The sequence below is a fragment of the Paenibacillus sp. SC116 genome (assembly GCF_024733555.1).
In the GTDB taxonomy this organism is placed as follows: domain Bacteria; phylum Bacillota; class Bacilli; order Paenibacillales; family Paenibacillaceae; genus Paenibacillus_B.
In genome coordinates, this window is sequence record NZ_JANIOF010000001.1 from 930,985 (window position 1) to 949,671 (window position 18,687).

The window sequence follows — 18,687 nt, forward strand, 5'->3', positions numbered from 1 at the left end:
ACCATGAATAAAATGTTTTGGAAAGAGAGGAATCACATCATTATTTACTGCTACGAATCATTTGCTGACTCCTCATCAATAACATCTCTTTACATAATATCCTTTACTGGCAGCTTCACGCTCACTCGCAAAAATTTCAATATAGGTGGAAGGTGCACAACGTTCTGGATAAGCGACCTTAACATTGTTTTGAATCGAAGCATACCATGAATCACGCTGCAAAATCCGTGAACCTCCCAGTGCATAGTGATTATACGTAAATGCACCCATCGACATCCCTTGTATGAACGACATAATACTTATATCGTTAATAGTGTTATTCCACTGTTCAGTAGGTATCGTTGGCATCGTAAAAAGGTACGATACCCCATTACGTCGCGCCCACTCATTGTGCCGATTTATATAGTGTGCAAGTTTTTGTTGAATCGTTTGAATAATCGTCATCCGCCGGACATCATCAAATCTCACATCATCTTGAAGAAGAGACAGACTTGAGCGTTGCTTCAGCTCATGCTGATAACCACGTATCCATTGACGTGCTGATGCATCATACACGGTCACATAGCTATCTAATGTAAACGTATATACGTTACCCTGTTGATCCACATAAGAATAAGGCTCTACAGGCTTCCACACATGCTCAATTCTCTCATCCCCCTGCATTGTCGCATAACGTTCATTTACATAGAAGTAGGCACCATCGTAACCAACTATAGTAATTGCAGGTATGTATAAATATAGGGCCTGTTGAGCAACCACATCGTCTTCGATATTCAAATTAACGTAAATAGACTGAAGTAAAGTAGTTACCGATTGCTGTTTATTAAGAATTAGCTGCTTGTTCGATTCATAGGAGTCATCTGTCGCTTTCCAAGTAGCAGTCTCTTTTAATACATGAGCTGCATCATCCACTGCTGTGTTCATCCATCGATTATACTGTTCTTCTACAATAAGTTTATGGCGATACTCCTTAACTTGCTGTCGATGCGTCCAACTAAATGGAAGTATGATGCATACGAAAAAAATGGCCCACTTAATGAGTCTCATTCCGCACCATTCCCCCTATCGGTATACTGAAAGCAGCCGCTGGATCTGCATCAAACGTAAGCCAACGAGTCAATCTACTTGAACGAGTTTCATCAAGTCTGTTTAATGAAACTTGAAAGTAATCCCCTGCCTTTAAGCGATACAAACGAGATGAGTCAGAAATTCCAACCGATGTGTTAGGAAATAGCTTATTCATCATATTGTTATGATGTACCAATTGATAGTGCATCATAAATTCATTTTGAAAGGAATTGTGCTGCAACGGATCATTATATACTGGAACATAATGTTTCTCGTAATGCTCCATCTCAATATCATAAGCGTATCCTGTCCGATGAAGATCTTCCATCAACGAGTTCCACATTTGAGGGGTTATTATCCCTCTATCACGAATAGCATCCACATAAGCAGTTGCAACCTTCATAGCAGCTAGTTCACTCATTTCATCATGACGTTGAAACGTATCTCGTAATGGAAAAATAAATAACAACAACATGACTAACATAAGAGCAAGCCAGACACGCATAGCATCAACCATATACTCACCTCTTATCTGTATTGAATCCGAAGCAAGCGGCCAGATGCATCACGGTTATGCTCAGGCACATACATTCGATTAACATTTATATAATGAACCGGCATATCCTCGAGATCCGTCTCTGGGATAAAAGAGTAACCATCTACTTCGATGACCACATTAGAATCTTTCAAGTGTGTCAACATAGAAACAATATCAGCTCCTTTTATCATAGGTGGAGCAGTGATTTCAAAGTTCTCCTGGATCGTCCGATCTTGCCTCCTCGCATCTAGCAGCAATGCATTCAACAACCCACCAGAGCTCTGATAGTAATTGACGGCCATACTTAAAGCACCTACAAATATAAGGATAGCGCAGGAAAAGGCGATAAGTTCTCGAACATTTTCGTTCATATTGTTTAGTCAACTCCTGCGCATTTATATACATTCATAAACCATTATCCTTCTCTTACTGTTGTTCGAACACAATCGCTCTTGTCACATTAGAAGAGTCTACGATTAATTTTGCAAGAAACTTCCCGCTCGGGTTGACATAAGTGTCTAAAGATTCCTGCATAGCCAGTTCAATTTTATCGTTACGAGTAGTATTTGAAATCTTCCCGTCCGCATCAACGTTAGCTCCATAGAACATACCAGCTGTATTCGAAGCCTTGTCCTTACCTGTTTTTACCCAAATACCAAACTGGTCTTTCTGGTGAAACTTGCGAATCGCATTTATAACTTGAGAGCCACTTACAGTGGTGTTGTCATACACGGTGAAGGATGCTTTGCTAAGCTCTGTTTGAATAGCTGAAAACTCATTCTGTGCTGTTTTGGTCGCTTCTTGAGCAGATACAAATAACAGGACAACAATAGTAATTAGAGCAATAGTTAGAAATATTCCTGCGGCTACCTTTAACGCGGATTGAGCATTATTCATTGAACATATCCCCTTTTATAAATAAATTTAAGTTAAAAACATATTGAATTACATCCTCTGAATTTGACTAAATGAGTGATGCATTTGTTGAGCACTAAGCCAAACTAAAGGAATGACAAGATACAAAAATACAATGGCATACATAGGAGCAAATCCAAACCACCGCCCCCAAACCGCTTTTGATTCAATTATTTTTTCTTCTTCTTGCTTACGCATATCTTGCTCATACCACCATGATTGCTCAGCATCGTCAAATGCTTGCTTGATCGGAATTTGATCGAATCCTAGTTCCAGCTGATCAATGAAACGTACAAAATCAGGGTATGGTATATCCTCTCTCAATTGCTGTAATGATTGCTCAGGCCCACTATCCCAATGAAGCAAACATCGATGAATAGCTTCTTTGCAGCAAACAGAGCTTCGCATCATCCAATCGAGCATCTGCTCAGAGGTCATACGCTCAAACGCACGTAGCAGAAGTGCTAAAGAATAGAAATGGCTTAATTCTAAACGTATTTCCATATTCCGTAGTCTCTTTTTAAAAAGCATCATACCCAAGGGGGTATAGTACGCTAAAGCACTTAGCGCAAAAGCCACCAACAGCTCCCACCACCATAGCAAGCCTATCTCCTGCTCGTAAGCCAGATTAAGCAAATGTTTGCTTAATTGCGCCACTCGCTCCTGCGACCAGTCCGGATATATTACTGAAGCTTGCTCTTGAATGAATAGTTCTTGTTCTACACGATTCGAACTTATTGATAGAACATCACTCACCCATTTCTTATGTAGCTCGGCCTGTTCAGTGTTCCATTCAGAGTTTATGGACTGGCTATAAGAAGAGCCGTCCCATTGTACAGTGCTTTTTGCATCCCCTCTTGGAAGTACTCCCCAGAGGGGAGAAAGTGACTGCTGTTGCTGTATAACGATATGGATAATAATTGCCAAACTAATCGATAACAGCATTGTTGCAGTCGCATAAACTAATCTTTTCGCATACCATCGCTCTAGAGATAACGACTCATTGGCATCCTTAAGTAGATATGCGTTTGCACTTAATCGTGATGAAGATATACCTCTCATCCAGCGGTATACAATGGAGCGTACGAACTTTAAACGTAAAATATCGATATGCTTTCTAGCCTCTTCGATTTTAGATTTTTCAGCGATGCTTTTTCTCCATTGAAGCTGCTCTAATAACCAGTGACTTACAATAACAGTCAAAAGGACAACCACTTGTACATACCATCCAATCCTACTATCGTAGAACTGCGCCATATCAGGAAAATAGGCTCTCCCCCATTGTTCGATAGGATTCGCAAACAAGATTGGAATGACAGCAATAATTTTCAATCCCTTTAAGAAAGTATCCAGCCTCATTCGCATTAGATGTTCTGACTGCATATCACGAATCATCATCGACAACCCCTGTAAAAATGAGGAGCGATTATCCTCTTTAGGGTCTCCATACTCCGTTACTAATCGAGCTAGTCGTGCAAATAAGCGATAATGACGATTTGGAGCTGCATCATCATACTTCACAAGGGCTTCATCCGTGTCATACTCATATATACAAGCTAGTAATCTTATCAGATGAGGCCTTATTAAGGGTGAAGAACGTTCCAGCGCTTCTTCAACAGCGAGTTCGACCATTTGATGACGCTGGTAAGCATGTCTAATTGTAGAAAAAGCTTGCGCAGATTGGCTAAGTACCTTTAACTCGGCTTGCTGAGCAAACATCTGTATACATAGATCATCAGCTACGCGAAGAACGAGTATAAGCATGAGTAGGGAAATCCAATCTTGTTTAAAACTAATAAATACGAGTAAAATTCCACTCAGAACAATGATGATGGCCCATATTACTACAGCAACCTTCTCTCGTAACAATCGTTCATCATACCCGTATATCACTAATAACTGCTGATAAATTTTTGCTCGCTTATGCTTTAATCCAATTAATCGGCCGAACCAATAGTAGCTGCGCTGTAAAAATATTTTAATTAAATTTGTCTTTTGGTTTCTGCTCTTAAAAACGAGTTGATTCATCCATGGCTGACGCATCATACGCTGGGATAACTTCCATAGTAGTAGGCCAATAAGCGCGAAAACAATTGCTACTAACAGTAACGAATTAAGCGACAACATACTCCCTCCTCGATGCTATCCATTCTCTAAATGACTCTTGATCACAGTCTGTCATCTGCGATAGCATCGCCTGTACATGTACGTCAGATATTTCATTTACCCAAACATATCTGCCATTTTGAAACTCAATAATGTTTTTGTATGTATAAGAGCTGCTGTTAATTTGATCATCATAATACTGAATAGCTGCATTTCTGTAATCCATCCAAGAATTTGGCGACGGAATTGACACGTCCTGTTGATTATTATCCTCCCTGACTGACTGTGCCTTGTATGATTGAATGCCTTTTGTCATTTCTGAGGGAACACATTCTGTAATCCGTTCAACATAACGCATCCCATTCGCATTTCTACTTAAATGGATATTAAAATGTATGACTTGCACAACCTGTTGCTCTGCAATACGTTCATTATGAAACATTCCGGTCTTCAACAAGGAATTGCGCAAGGCACCAATTAAATCGGGAAATGTCTTAGCATGGTGTGTAAATATTGTAAATAGACTCGCCACTTGCGCCATTTGAATCATCCATGCTGCTACTGGATCAGTCGCCACTTCTCCGAGAATGTGAACAACTCCATCTGTCTTCTTTTGTACATCCAAACCTGATTGTCCCGAAATACTTTCTGTTTCCCTCAGTGTTAAAATATTTCGATGTGGATATAGCTGCCTTAAATGAAGCTCAAATGCCTGCTCCTGAACTCTCAAAGGATAAAAAGCGTAGATGGATTGAACTAATGCCATTAAAAGTGTTGTTTTGCCAGACCCTTGAGCGCCAGTAACAGCAGTAATACGGGCTCCTTTCATCAAAAATTGGAGCAGACGAATTACATCTGCAGCACCATTAGCTGTAATAAGACGCGATAACGAAGGTTGTTCTCTCTCAAACTTACGCACAAAGAATGCCCAAGACTCTGAAAATGGCGGTCGCATAACAACTACGCGGGAACCATCTTTCATGTCATTAACACGATAACCATCCACTTCTGTCAACGGCCCTGGTGCGCCATGTTTGTAAATGGTTTGACATACACGCTTCAACTCTCTTTCACTCTCGAAGCTAAGAAATCCGAGACGTATAGACTTACCTTGATAAAACATCCATACACTGTCATAAGAGCGTGGAATTTTTAAAGCTTGAGCAACACCTCTAGGAGCTCCATAATGAGAGCCCGCAGATGAGCCAGTAGACATGAGCGGAGCAGCTTGGATCAAGCCATTCACTCCTCCTGATACCCCTTCAATTCTCATATCACGCAATTCATCGATAACAGACAGCCCTTTATATCGCTCATAGATACGTTGAGCAATAATCCTAATCCGCTCTTCATGCTTCACAACCGGACGTTCTTGGCGATAAGCCTGACTTATATCATCCTCGTCTATGGCATAGCTTTGCTCCTTTTCTCCTTCTGTACCAGGCAAATCCTTAATTTGCTCCCAACCGTAACGCTGTACAAGCTCATGCATAGCTTCTAGGCCATATCGTTGGAAATAAATATATAGTAAAATATCGAACTTATCTTTCGCCGAAAGCTGAATGGGATCATCAAATGGGACAAGCATCTTCCAACAGTCATTGGAAGGTTTCAAAAATGGTCGTATAATCTCTACAATAATGTCCTTCACATATTCCTTTTGTAAGCGATCCCCGCTATGACAAGAGCGCAATGATTGTCTGATCATAGATCTCCTCATTAGCTCCCTACGATATGTCTCGTCATTTGAGAAGTGATCCAAATAAGGATCAGATGTCCATTTTTGAAGTTGATCACGAACGATTTGATCGATCTCCTCCCAATTCAGTGCAGATGGCGCAGTTGCTTCCTTGCTAGATTCTTTTTTTACACGAAGCCTATACAGCATCCATATCACAAGAAGCAACACAACACCAGACGACATCAATAACTGTATAGAGTAATCACTTATCCATTCCATCTTCTTCCCCCTTCATTTGCTTTGCGATTAGGGAGAACTGCCTCCAATAATAATTGTTCTGCCAGCTGATCAACATAATTTAGCAACCTTGAAGCTCCATGCTTGTTATTACGATACTGCTGCTGCAGGACGTAATGGACAAGATGGCCCTCATTCGCGTAATGTCTTAGCTGTGCATCGTATGGAACCGCATAAATCAACATCCCTCGCATATGCTTTTTAAGGTTGGCTAGATTTAAATGCGCCTCAGGATCATAAGAAGATACAACCCAAATCTTCTTTTGCTCGAGCCCACTATTTCCATGACGGTACTTGGGATCACGCCATAAATTCACATCTCTAAGATCCTGAGTAAATAACGTAATGGTTCCAGCACTATAGACTTGCTCAGGGTCGTGCATTCCCATCTCTCTATCACTTTGCGCTTCTAATTCGGCGGCCTGCCTTGGAAGTGGCCGGTTCCAATCCCAAAGAACGATATCATAGGCATTAGCGGAATACTGCATAAGAGTACGCACGTCACGTACTGAGCCGAATCGTTCATTCGTTATTCCTCGTTGAGCCATATTCTCACAACTATCTACTATGCGAAGTACGTCTAGCCCAGGAATTATTGGAGAGGTACAAGCCACAAACATAGGTATATCCATCAATTCATTTTGAACGAGTCTTTTATATTCACCCCAACCATCCGGCACTGATAATTGAGTTAGCCTCCCATCACTACTTCCTGTATGCATAGAAGAGCGAATGAAATATTCAAGTCCATCATCCTCGTCATCTTGGTGAATAAGCAACACCTTAAGTCCAAAACGTGTAACTAACTCTATTCCCAGCAGCACCGTCGTTAACGATGATCCTAGCGCCCGTCGCGAACCGTTTTTTATTAACCAATGTTTACATGGCTTCATGCCACCATCGCCCTTTCTTATCGCTTCGCAGCAGTTTTCGCCAGTTACGATCAGATATTGGCCCGCAACTGCGTTCTAACCATATGCGCCATACAGAACGTGCTGTTTTCGTGTACTTGGACAAATCTGTCCTCTCATGCACTTCGTTATAGAGGTATGCTGCCCAGTTTTCTTCGTCAAAAGGTATAAACGTGGCTTCTTCTTTAGGAGTGACATATATAGATTGCAAGTGTTCCATGATATAAGCGACTTCTTTAGCGTTATCCACTGTATTTAAAATAAGTAGTCGCAGTTCACGATTTAAATCTACTTCATGAAGTAGGCGGAATGACTTTATCCATTCCATATTGCGTTGGATGGCATAGGACTCTACCGTTTGTACCATGACACGTTCACGAGCACTCATAAAGGTAGTGGCATCGCAGAATGTAAGTCTATCCGTATCTATTAATATGTCATCATATGAATCAAGATCAATTTCCTGCTGTCTGCTAATCTGAATCAATTCTTCCCAATGAAGTATGCCCGATATAGTGTCCATTCCGTTCCAATGACACCATTTCTCCTTATTAATCCAAGTTTGATTTCGATAAGTTAGCCATGGCATGTTCATCGCATCAACCAGGAGCACACGTCTTCCAGCTCGTGTAAGTAGAGTGGCTAATCCAACTACAAAATCTTGCTTACTACACGAACCTATGAAAAAGCTAATATTAGACATCTATAATCACCCCTTGATTCACGGTGTAACCGGCAAGTTGGAGTTGAATCTCTCATTCTGATATCCTTCATCTTCAACCAATTCTTTATATGTCGAGGTATTGCTTTGATTGACAACTGGAGTCGTGTAGTTGCTGGTTGAATCAACACCATTCATTGACTTTACAGGAAGTTCATTTTGCTCAACTCCTACTTGGTTATTTGAAGGATGTTGATTATGTAAACCCTGCTTCTCTGCCTGCTGTCCTTGTTGATGCAGCTCCGTCTGCTCCCCCTGTTCTGCAGGAGTAGGTTGTCCAACAAATGGAGCTTCACGGTTCGGAGACTTACTTTGTCCAGTAAAAGGAGATAAGGTTGAGGTGCCGACTCCGTTACCGCCACTTGATACTGCTGTGCTATTTGTTCCGAAAGTTGAAGCAATTGCTCTTGAATCTGTGATCATACTAGTACCTGATTGGGATTGGCTATGCTTAACTAAGTCTCCCTCCAAACGCTTTCTTGCTTGTGCTGACATTACGATGTTCGCATCCTTGATCAAATTCGGATTATTGTTTATTAATTGTGTTACATGTTGATTTACTGGATAATTAACGATTGCTCGCTCCTGTACATAGGCATCGACATAGCGAACAGCGTATATTTGACCTCCGTTCAAGTAAGCATCCACACAAGCGCTGGACATTGTCAACAATTCATGCTCTGACATATGAACCCAAATAGTCGTACCTTGAATACGTTGTACTTTCTTATGAGACAGGACGACATAGTCTTGTCCATCAGGGTAGCGAATCCGTACATCAATCACCTGATTGGATTCAAGTGCGAGCGGCAACTGAATTACTGCGGTTTCAATCCAGCGGATATCTTGACCAATCGTTTCTTCACTGCCAACCATAGAATCTATTAAAGGAATATTAGCCTCTAAGTCTATTTTTGCAATGCTTCCTTTCAAATCTTTAGGTTCGAGCACATGCTTCGGAATTAACCTTTTTGGCAACTCTATTTGTCTTAAATCCGATGCATGCAATCTTGAACCTGCAACTTTGGATTTTGCAAGTACCCAGACTTGCTGTTTTTCTTCTTTCCCGTGTCCCTGAATGATTTGTTCACTTAACTGAGCTTTCTGAATCCAATCCTGTCTTTCTATGTGCCATTTACGTTCAATCCACAGAATATAACCTCCACTAGCTGTGGCCATGATGGAAGCTGTGACTACTACACTAATTGCGACCTGTTTCGTTCGCCTTGACCATCTGCCAATCAAGCAAGAACCCCCTTTCAATGAATCCCCAATTAATCTTTTATTTCCTTTTGCGCCAAGAGAACCATTTTCTCTTCTGTTCATGCACCTTCATCCAAGATTGCAGCCATTCTTCTAAATCCGCTGTACCCTTAAATGGGTTAGAACATGTTGGAACTGAGATAATGCTATGGCATTTCAACTGCAAGCGAGGAGAGCGCAATTCTTCCTCTTTGGCATGCGGAAGTGCAAAAATCCATTGTTGATAATTTAATTCAAGTAGATTGCTCAAAGCTGCTTGAGTATCATCATCCCTCCATGGAGCAGTTGAACCTATTAGTAAACTGTATGAAGCACGAACAAATTCCTCATCTAATCTGCGCTTCGCTCCAATTACACCTAGATCCATGACAATAAAATCATATTCCATCTGCAGCTGTGTTACCGAAGATGTTGTTAACCCTCCAGAATGTTCACCTAGTTCAATGTAAGAAACTCCTTGCCACTGCCAAACTCTGTTATTCCAATCTTCCGCACAATTTCCTTCAACTGATGACAGGATAGAATGGACCACAGAGCGGTTCGACTCTACATTAGAAACATAAGCAACTTTCCCACGGTTACTTCTTGCCAGTCGATGTGCAATCATTAAACTCATATGAGTACAACCCAATCCTGAGGCTATCCCAGCAATTGCAATCGTGACAGCACGCTGTAAACCATTATTGGCGTTACCGTGTTGATTCCGTTGTCCCTTATCCATGAATTCATAAGCTGCTGGAAGTACTTTACTATTGGCGTGCACCGCTAGCGCTCTTTTTAATTCATCCGCTGACTGATATCTTGCATTAGGATTTACTTCCATCAACTTGGTAAGGATTCCATAAAATTCTTTAGGTACATCCTCATTAAGCATTAGTGTACGAAACGGCTCCATTCCACGCCAGCGCCCTTCAGTCAACACGTATGCCAACAATGCACCGATGCCATATAAATCAGTACGCGCGTCACTTTGCTTGCCCTCGTGCTGTTCAGGTGCTGCGAAGCCAACTGTTCCTAACTTCATCGTATCTGCTAGCTCAGAAGGCTTTACTTGTCTAGCAATTCCAAAGTCAATCAGCTTTATTCGATGCTGACCAGCCAACATAACATTAGAAGGCTTCATATCCCGATATATAATCGGTGGTGTACATCCATGCAAGTAACTTAATGCGTCACACAGCTGGAGACTGTACGCAATCATCTCATCAAATGAGATAGGAGTTCGCTTCAGTCTCTCAGCAATTGTTTCCCCTTCAATGTACTCCATGACCAAATAGGCATGCCCATCTTCATCAGGTGAAAAAAAGTCAACGATAAGCGGCAAATTCGGATGTCTAAGTTCAATGAGCCATTGTGCCTCCCTAATGAGATGTTCACGATCATGCGCAAGAGGGATTGATTCTTTAACCGCCCAATACTTTCCCATCAAACGCTCATCTGACGCCAAGTACACATAACTCATACCGCCAACACCAATAAGGCGCTTAATTCGATAACGCTCGTGCAACAATGCACCTGCCATTAACTTCGTAGGAGCACGCACTCCACAAACCTCCTTGAAGTAGCCGTTGTAAGATGATTGAACTCAATAAATTAGTTGAAAAACGCAAAAAACCCGAATACGGCCATGTAGGCGTATTCGGGATGCTTTCCCTGAAAAGGTTACGTTTATATTGTTATTGATGTCATTATAGATTTAATTCCATCATTTGTCTATAGCTTGTTTGTAAAAAATAGTACCGTTTAATTTTTAAGCATATACAACGTGATTTCATCACGGTTATGGAACAATTGCTTCGCACGGACGATCGTTGCATGCTTCTCGAACATCTCCATGCAATCACGTATCGTTTGCAGCGGCTTCTTATGCATCAGCTTCACAGTAACAATTAATGTACCACCATATACAAGAGAATCAAGCAATTGAATAACCAGCTGTGCAGTATGCTTCGGACTCCAACTCATGTCACATACAATTAAATCAAACTCATTTGGCTCAAAAACAACCTCAGCAGCATTGCGTCCATAATAAGTGAAGTTCGGGTGATCCATTAGAGATGGATGCATTTTAGCCGGATCCACAGCTGTTACCTGAATTCCACGCTCTAGCAACAAGCTGCTCCAGCCTCCTGGTGCTGCACCTACATCCAAACCGTTCCGATAAGCAGAGAAGTCCAATCCAAATACACGTTCTGCTTCTAACAGCTTAAATTTTGCACGAGAAATTTGTCCATCTTCACGGCGGAAGCGAATAGCTCCACCTGGCCAATCTGACTGTTGATCTGCAAAAGTTGCTAATCCTGCGTATACTTGTTGCTCATGTTCAAACAAAGTTAAGATGAAATCCGGTTGTTGAACGGCAGCAGTAATATTTTGTTTTGACCACACTGATTGAATAGCAGAGCGCCATTGGTATACATCTTCTTTATCACTAGCATCTTCTGTTTTCACTTTCTTAGGCGACGTCCGTACATGAACAGCCCCAGTCGATACACCTTGCAAAGACAAACCGCTTCGCTCTATAAGCGTCTCCCATAATTGCTCTGCATCTTCTTCATTGGAGACAGCATCAACGGGAAGAATAATATGGACTGGATAGGCATCACGAATAAAGATCGCTGGCTCACGACGGAGAAGATCCCATACCGCTCCTTCTGATTCAGGAAGTTCCATGAAAGCAACTTCGCCAGAAACAAATATCGTACTCTTCAAAAAACTATACTTCCGACGCAGTTCTTCCTGCGCATATGGGATATAGCCATGATTAGCTGTAACGATCCAATGGGATCCTAGTTCATAATTACGAGTTGGGTGAATTTCTTTACTAATAACTGACAACTTATTTTTCCTCCAAGCATTACTACGTCTTTATGCGCGCCCAGGGTCGGCCATCCATCCAATTCACTGCAATAGGCAGATCAAAGGTTTTGGAGAGCTTTTCTGGAGACAGCACTTCTTCTTTAGGGCCAGCCGCTACAAGTTTTCCTTTGTGCAGCAAAGCTACATGTGTAAATAATGGTACGATTTCTTCAAGATGATGAGTAACATGAACGAGATGCACATCTTTTGCGAGTAAATTTGACAGGTCTGCAAGCCACATCTCTCTTTCATAGAGATCGAGGCCTGCACAAGCCTCATCCATAACAAGTAACTTAGGATTATTCATCATGACACGAGCAAGCAAAATCTTCTTGCGTTCCCCTTGGGAACACAACCCAAAAGGCTGTTCCGCCAAATGAGCAAGTCTCACCATCCGAAGTTGTTCCACTGATCTTTCCTTCAAGATATCTGTTTCCTTATCAAACAAACGCAAATGTGCTTGCAAGCCTGTAGCCACGATCTCCCACACAGGATCACGCATTGTTAATTTTTCCACGAGCGATTGACTTATATAACCAATCTGTTTTCGAATTTCCCGAACGTCACAACGACCATATGTATGACCAAGAACACGGACTTTGCCTGTGGTAGGAAAATGGTATCCTAGAATCATTTCAAGCAGCGTTGATTTTCCGGAGCCATTTCGGCCAAGTATCGTCCAGTGTTCTCCGGCTTTCATTTCCCACTGTAACGGATATATGATCATGCGATCTTGACGTTCAAATGTTACGTCATCGAGATGAATCATCCATGCCGCCTCCTCTTAGCCGCTCATACAGATAAGGGATAGAATGAAAAGCATATATTTTCTGCGGATACACGAAGGCATTGTGTAAAATCAAATCTTGTTGATTTTGTTTCACTTCAATTGTACGCCAAATTATAAGACAAGGCACACTTTCAACCTGATACTCCTGTGCCAAATCAGGCGCTTCATTAACATTCAAACGTTCGAATCGCAGTTCGGGCAGTAAATGCTCAACAACATCCAACATTCGACTAGCTACATGACATGTCCCACACAATGGACTGTACATATATAAAAGATCGATTTCAGACGGAACTTTTCCATTCATTATGGCTTCACGGAGTTGTTGAATAATAACTATGCTCATTTAACTGTGGCTACGAACTTGTTCGAGTAAATGAAGAGGCATAGGCCCACTATGCAGCTCAACATCTTGCGGCTTGTTCATATACAGCATCTCATACATACGACGTCGCCCTCTATCACAAGACGTGTGCAAATAAATCCGTTTTGCATATAAACCGCGATTGACCATCTCTGCAACTAACTCTGTACCTGTCGGTTCATCAGGGCCTAAATCGTGATCCAGCGATAAAATATCAACTTCTGCACCTTCAAGGAGCAATATGCACTCCTCCATATTCCGTGCTAATACAAATCCATCCGGGCATTTTCGCCAATCATCAAGATACACATGGATCATCTTCGCACCCTCTCCATTTTACAACGATTTTCAATATTTCGCGCGATTAATTAACATCATTAACTATACGAAGCAAATTAATTACGTAGTTCGTACATACAACTTAATTTGAATAATGCAGTTGCCTCAAGATTTCCCATTCCGCATGATGAAGCGACACATCGCTCGCAGGTGTCTCCAATACATTCATTACACCGTTCAACTGTGACGCAGATAGTAACTCCTTCATCGCTGCCAGTGATATATGCCCTTTACCAAGCTGAGCATGACGATCTCTCATAGAGCCGAACGGCTCTGCTGCATCATTCACATGAACAACTTCAACATCATCCCAGTAGCCTAATTGCTCTCCATGTCGTATGAGTTGTTCTGTACCTAAACAATCATCTGCATGCCATAGTCCACTCACATAAGCATGACATGTATCAAAGCAAAAGCCAACACGATCCGGAGCGATGCATAATTGTTTGATTTGAACATGTTCTTCTAATGTCGAACCAATACCGCCATACAGACCCGCCTGGTTTTCTAATAAAATAAGCGCTGGCCCCTTATACATAGTCAGCACGGTATTTAATGTGGTTAATATATCGCGATATCCTTCTAGGCGATTAGATTTCTTTACAACTCCAAAATGCACAACGACTCCAATTGCGCCTGTTGCCTCGGCAATTTCTAAGTCATTACACAGGCTGTGAATATGTTGTATAGCCGCTTCCAGCTGATCATGAATCGATGTCGCCAAGTTCAAAGGGTAAGCAGAATGAATAACCGAGCGCAATCGGTAAAGTTCCATCAATTGACGACAACGCTCGGCTTCTGTTGCTATAAAATGTTTCACCTGCAGACTTCGTGGGTTCTTTGCAAAAAACTGAAAGCTTGAACACCCTTCCTGTTCATATAGAGCAATCGCTCTTTCTGCCATACGAACATATCCGCCACTTAACTTAATATGGCAACCATAGCTAAGCTCATTAGCCATGTGTACAGGCAATTTCAGGCGCATGTTCATGCTGACAGGAAGAACAATATACAGATACTTTTCCGCTGATTAGTGTATCAGACAACTTCGTCCGACATGTACCGCATGCTTCACCTTGTCGACCGCTAACCACATAAGAAGGAGCTCCTGGTTGTTCAATAGCTTCTTGAAGCCATTGAACCATGCTATTGTATACCGCTTCCCAATCACAGGACGACAACGTCTCTGTTTTTACAGTTGGCATTATACCTGCTCTAAAACAAATCTCATCAGCGATTGCAGGAGAAATGCCAGCAATCAAAGCTGGATTCGTTAGAGCTGTGCGAAGTGCTGTACGTCGTTTGGCGAACCGATTTTGGAACAAAGTTGCGTTTAAATTGCGACTAAGAGGCTCAAGCCCCCATTCCTTCGCGATATCGTCCATTTCTTTGGCACTCAACCACTGTAGAGAAAGAGTACGTGCGCCAGTCACATTCCAGTTTCCTTGATCAAATGAAATACGCAATTGTGGTTGGACAAGCGCATTTCCATTTACAGCTATAGAGTCAGCATCCTCTTTCACTCCAGCTTCTTCCTCTGCTGAAGACGTTGTATGAAACAGCGCGCCATTCCCTGCCGTTACTAATAATCTTCTGCCATCGTCTAGATGAAACACAATACCTTTAGCACGACGCTCCACGTATAACAGCTGTCTTCCTACTAAACCTTGCTGCAATTGCTCTATAGATACATTCGCCCATGATTCCTTAAGGAGTGAGATTGATCTAAATCGCTGCCCTACAAACAACTGATTTAACTTTTTACGTTCTCGCTCTAATTCTGGTAGTTCTGCCATCTATTCCAACGCCCTCTCTGTATCATTATTTTCATGAATTTGTTCGAACAGCAACCTAACTTGCTCAAGATTATCAAATACGTAATCCGGAAGGTCATTACTGCTCTCTCTATACGATGCATAAGATGACTTTGAGGTCACTCCTGTAAGCACTAATGCCGTAAGACATTTTGCTCGGATGCCCGCCTGAATGTCTGTTAGCAAATTATCTCCAACCACAATCGCCTCAGAGGCTGTACACTCAAGTTGTTTAAGCGCTACCTGCATGATGATTGCTTCTGGCTTCCCGATACAAACAGGTTCTACCCCTGAAGCAGCCTGTATAGCCGCAGCAATTGTGCCCGCACCAGGAGAAATTCCTTTGTCTGAAGGCAGCTGTACATCTGGATTCGTCACAATAGAAACTGCGCCTTTGCGTATTGCTATCGAAGCAGCTTCCAGCTTTTTATAAGTAAACTGCCGATCAAGTCCTTGAACGACAACATCAATTTGCTTCTGTTCAGCCACTAAAGGATCATTTGTCCATCGGATATTACAATCCGATAATGCCTGCTGCAATCCTTCTTCACCTATCATAAAGACAAATGGATCTGTATAATGATCTCGAATAAACATGGCTGCCGCCTGCGCAGAAGTTAGCACATCCTCTGTTCGTGCTTGTATGCCCATTTCTCCCATAAGCGCTGCTATTTGCTGCGGGGTACGAGTTGAGTTATTGGTCACAAACAAATAAGGCACTTTCCACTTTTGCAAGCATTCAATTAAGCGATCAGCCCCGTCTATAGCTTGAGATCCGTGAAACATCGTCCCGTCCAAGTCAATGAACGCATGAACTTTGTTCGGCATGGTTTTGCTCATGTCGCCTTTGTTCCTCTCTAGTTGTTTTTATTCCGATAACGGTGAAAGCAAATACCCCACATAGCACAATCATTGCACCGATCCATTGCTGCATGGTCATCTGCTCATTCAATATCAAGTATGCAAACACCCCTGTAAATATAGGGTTTAAATTTAAAAACATGCCGGCTTGTGTTCCTCCTACACGCTGTACTCCAATGTTCCAAAACATCATAGCTGCAACTGTAGCACCAACACTTGTATAGGCAATACCTATCCAGAACCAGATATCCCCAGTCGTTGAGATCATGTTCCGCCACTCCAACGGCAGCATTAAGAATACACCAATAATGCCTCCCCAGAACGTGGACAAAAACGGTGATATGTACATCATAGCCCATTTTGATGCAATTGAATATATGCCCCAGATGAGTACAGAGCCTAGCATCCATAGATCTCCAATATTAAACGACATTAACCATAAACGTGATAAATCACCTTGCAGGATGAAGTAAATAACCCCGCTAAAAGAAACACACATGGCAACGATTTGCAGCGTATGTAAACGATCACGATAAAAGATAAAGCTCAAGAGAGCAATCATAATGGGATTTAAGGCTGAAATTAAACCTGTATTTGTAGCTGTTGTGTGCTCCAGTGCATAGAACATGCATACATTGAACAGCAATACTCCTGTAAGCCCCATTAACAGAAGCGGCAGCCATGCTGCTCGAGGAGGCAATATATTCTTTTCTTTTTTCAATACGATAGGCAGCCATACGATAACCGCTATTCCCCAGCGAAATAAGACGAGCGTCAGCGGCTCCGCATGATCGACAAGTAATTTACTCGCTACAAAATTGCCTCCCCACAGCATGCTTGTAAAGATAAGAAGTGTGTAGATGAATCCTTTCATACGTATCCTTCTCTCTAAGTCGTATGCCGAACCTAATTAGTCCGTTTGTTTGGAAGAAGCAATCACTTTGTCTACCCACCGCTCTACCGTATATCCATCTGACAAGGTAGGTGCGATATCAGCCCAACGATTATCTCCCGTCATTCTCAAAATAAAATGATGAAGAGCAGCAAAATGGCTGTCTTGAAACACACCAAGTGTAGCCTTCTCATCCGGCAGCAACTCTAAGCTATCTGGTATCGGCAGACTCGGCACAGCACCACTTATTAAATGCACATCGGGCATTCGATCTTTTTCCAAATCACATGTCATACTTCCCTTGGTACCGACAATATGAATACGGAAAGCATCTGATCCGTATGCAATGCGAGATACTTCTATCGATCCACGCACGCCCGTTTCTGTTTCTATATGCATAGAGGCCCAATCATCTACATTCACTTCAACTTGTTCCGAAGAATGCATAGATATAGGTCTATTTTTAACAAACGTATGCGTACGACCTTCCACATGTTTATAATTCCCAAACCAATGACGAACTAGATCAAGCGCGTGGACACCTATATCCGTGATCGCCCCACCGCCAGATAGTTCATCACTTAATCGCCAACTGAATGGACGATCCGCATTCAAATATCCTGAACGCATGTACGCAATATTACATTGTAACACATCACCGATCATTCCTTCTTTGAGGCACTCACGTATCCGCATTACAGCTGGATGATATCGGAATGTAAAAGCTAATTGTTGCGGATAGTGTGCTGGAACAGTAGCTAACAACTTAGCCGTTTGTTCAGCTGATTCCGTTACAGGCTTTTCGCAATACAGTGCTTGATTGAAATTCATTGCAGTCTTTACCTGCTCAGCGTGAAGTGCATTGGGTGTACAAATACTCACAGCCTGCGATTGACCGCGTTCTAATGCAGTTTCCAATTTATCTGTCACAAACTGAAAGCCAATTTGCTTCGCTTGTTCCGCCAAAGTCTCTGGCCTTCTTGTTACTAACGAATCCAATACGGGAGTGACAGGTAATCGTTTAATAATAGGCAGCGTACGCAGCGCCACAAGATGTGTCTTCGCAATCGTACCAAACCCAACAATCGTAAATCCAATATGATGCATGGTGTATCCACCTTTCTCTTCTGTACCATATGTAACTTAATTCATTAATGGCCTCATGTTGTAAGTTGCTTCATTCATTGTAAATAACGTAAAGCAGCGTTGCAAGCAAGTTCTACACCCAACACTTCGACATCATGAGATATAGCAACCTGTCGAAATGA

The 18,687-nt window shown here is 42.0% G+C and carries 19 protein-coding genes; all 19 read right to left on the reverse strand.

Annotated features, from left to right (window positions below; all coding sequences use genetic code 11):
- Window positions 1-75: 75 nt before the first annotated feature.
- The 19 genes from NQ117_RS03760 to NQ117_RS03850 all read right to left on the reverse strand — a co-directional run bounded on the left by NQ117_RS03760 (window position 76) and on the right by NQ117_RS03850 (window position 18,526).
- The gene (locus tag NQ117_RS03760) at window positions 76-1,047 is read right to left on the reverse strand and encodes a hypothetical protein (protein WP_258276663.1); all 972 of its coding nucleotides are present in this window, start codon (window positions 1,045-1,047) and stop codon (window positions 76-78) included.
- Entirely contained in the window at window positions 1,034-1,585 is a 552-nt protein-coding gene (locus tag NQ117_RS03765) for a hypothetical protein (protein WP_258276664.1), read from the reverse strand. Before NQ117_RS03765 ends, NQ117_RS03760 begins: the two co-directional genes overlap by 14 nt.
- Window positions 1,586-1,596: 11 nt before the next feature.
- Entirely contained in the window at window positions 1,597-1,977 is a 381-nt protein-coding gene (locus NQ117_RS03770) for a hypothetical protein (RefSeq protein WP_258276665.1), read from the reverse strand.
- 55 nt (window positions 1,978-2,032) lie between these two features.
- Window positions 2,033-2,503 carry an ABC transporter permease gene (locus tag NQ117_RS03775; RefSeq protein WP_258276666.1) on the reverse strand — a complete coding sequence of 157 codons (471 nt, stop codon included), beginning with the start codon at window positions 2,501-2,503 and terminating at the stop codon, window positions 2,033-2,035.
- A gap of 48 nt (window positions 2,504-2,551) precedes the next feature.
- On the reverse strand, window positions 2,552-4,648 hold the full coding sequence (locus tag NQ117_RS03780) for a GTPase SAR1 (protein WP_258276667.1): 2,097 nt from the start codon (window positions 4,646-4,648) through the stop codon (window positions 2,552-2,554).
- A complete protein-coding gene (locus NQ117_RS03785) occupies window positions 4,635-6,587 on the reverse strand; it encodes an ATPase, T2SS/T4P/T4SS family (RefSeq protein ID WP_258276668.1) in 1,953 nt (650 codons plus the stop codon). The genes NQ117_RS03780 and NQ117_RS03785 overlap by 14 nt, the downstream gene beginning before the upstream one ends.
- Window positions 6,575-7,498 (reverse strand): hypothetical protein, encoded by a 924-nt coding sequence (locus tag NQ117_RS03790; RefSeq protein WP_258276669.1) that lies wholly within the window; start codon window positions 7,496-7,498, stop codon window positions 6,575-6,577. Before NQ117_RS03790 ends, NQ117_RS03785 begins: the two co-directional genes overlap by 13 nt.
- On the reverse strand, window positions 7,485-8,219 hold the full coding sequence (locus NQ117_RS03795) for a hypothetical protein (RefSeq protein ID WP_258276670.1): 735 nt from the start codon (window positions 8,217-8,219) through the stop codon (window positions 7,485-7,487). The genes NQ117_RS03790 and NQ117_RS03795 overlap by 14 nt, the downstream gene beginning before the upstream one ends.
- An 18-nt stretch (window positions 8,220-8,237) precedes the next feature.
- Window positions 8,238-9,563 (reverse strand): RcpC/CpaB family pilus assembly protein, encoded by a 1,326-nt coding sequence (locus tag NQ117_RS03800; RefSeq protein WP_258276671.1) that lies wholly within the window; start codon window positions 9,561-9,563, stop codon window positions 8,238-8,240.
- On the reverse strand, window positions 9,520-11,043 hold the full coding sequence (locus tag NQ117_RS03805) for a serine/threonine-protein kinase (RefSeq protein WP_258276672.1): 1,524 nt from the start codon (window positions 11,041-11,043) through the stop codon (window positions 9,520-9,522). Before NQ117_RS03805 ends, NQ117_RS03800 begins: the two co-directional genes overlap by 44 nt.
- 200 nt (window positions 11,044-11,243) lie before the next feature.
- Entirely contained in the window at window positions 11,244-12,338 is a 1,095-nt protein-coding gene (locus NQ117_RS03810) for an SAM-dependent methyltransferase (RefSeq protein ID WP_258276673.1), read from the reverse strand.
- Window positions 12,339-12,360: 22 nt separating this feature from the next.
- A complete protein-coding gene (locus NQ117_RS03815; protein WP_258276674.1) occupies window positions 12,361-13,128 on the reverse strand; it encodes an ABC transporter ATP-binding protein in 768 nt (255 codons plus the stop codon).
- A complete protein-coding gene (locus tag NQ117_RS03820) occupies window positions 13,112-13,495 on the reverse strand; it encodes a thioredoxin family protein (protein ID WP_258276675.1) in 384 nt (127 codons plus the stop codon). The genes NQ117_RS03815 and NQ117_RS03820 overlap by 17 nt, the downstream gene beginning before the upstream one ends.
- Window positions 13,496-13,831 carry a cyclic-phosphate processing receiver domain-containing protein gene (locus NQ117_RS03825; RefSeq protein WP_258276676.1) on the reverse strand — a complete coding sequence of 112 codons (336 nt, stop codon included), beginning with the start codon at window positions 13,829-13,831 and terminating at the stop codon, window positions 13,496-13,498.
- A gap of 103 nt (window positions 13,832-13,934) precedes the next feature.
- Window positions 13,935-14,843, reverse strand: coding sequence for a deoxyribonuclease IV (locus tag NQ117_RS03830; protein ID WP_309137845.1), 909 nt, complete (start codon window positions 14,841-14,843; stop codon window positions 13,935-13,937).
- Entirely contained in the window at window positions 14,806-15,648 is an 843-nt protein-coding gene (locus tag NQ117_RS03835; RefSeq protein ID WP_258276677.1) for a DNA-formamidopyrimidine glycosylase family protein, read from the reverse strand. Before NQ117_RS03835 ends, NQ117_RS03830 begins: the two co-directional genes overlap by 38 nt.
- Window positions 15,649-16,506, reverse strand: coding sequence for an HAD-IIA family hydrolase (locus tag NQ117_RS03840; RefSeq protein ID WP_258276678.1), 858 nt, complete (start codon window positions 16,504-16,506; stop codon window positions 15,649-15,651).
- Window positions 16,466-17,401 carry a DMT family transporter gene (locus NQ117_RS03845; RefSeq protein ID WP_258276679.1) on the reverse strand — a complete coding sequence of 312 codons (936 nt, stop codon included), beginning with the start codon at window positions 17,399-17,401 and terminating at the stop codon, window positions 16,466-16,468. The genes NQ117_RS03840 and NQ117_RS03845 overlap by 41 nt, the downstream gene beginning before the upstream one ends.
- A gap of 36 nt (window positions 17,402-17,437) precedes the next feature.
- Window positions 17,438-18,526 (reverse strand): Gfo/Idh/MocA family protein, encoded by a 1,089-nt coding sequence (locus NQ117_RS03850; RefSeq protein WP_258276680.1) that lies wholly within the window; start codon window positions 18,524-18,526, stop codon window positions 17,438-17,440.
- Window positions 18,527-18,687 lie beyond the last annotated feature (161 nt).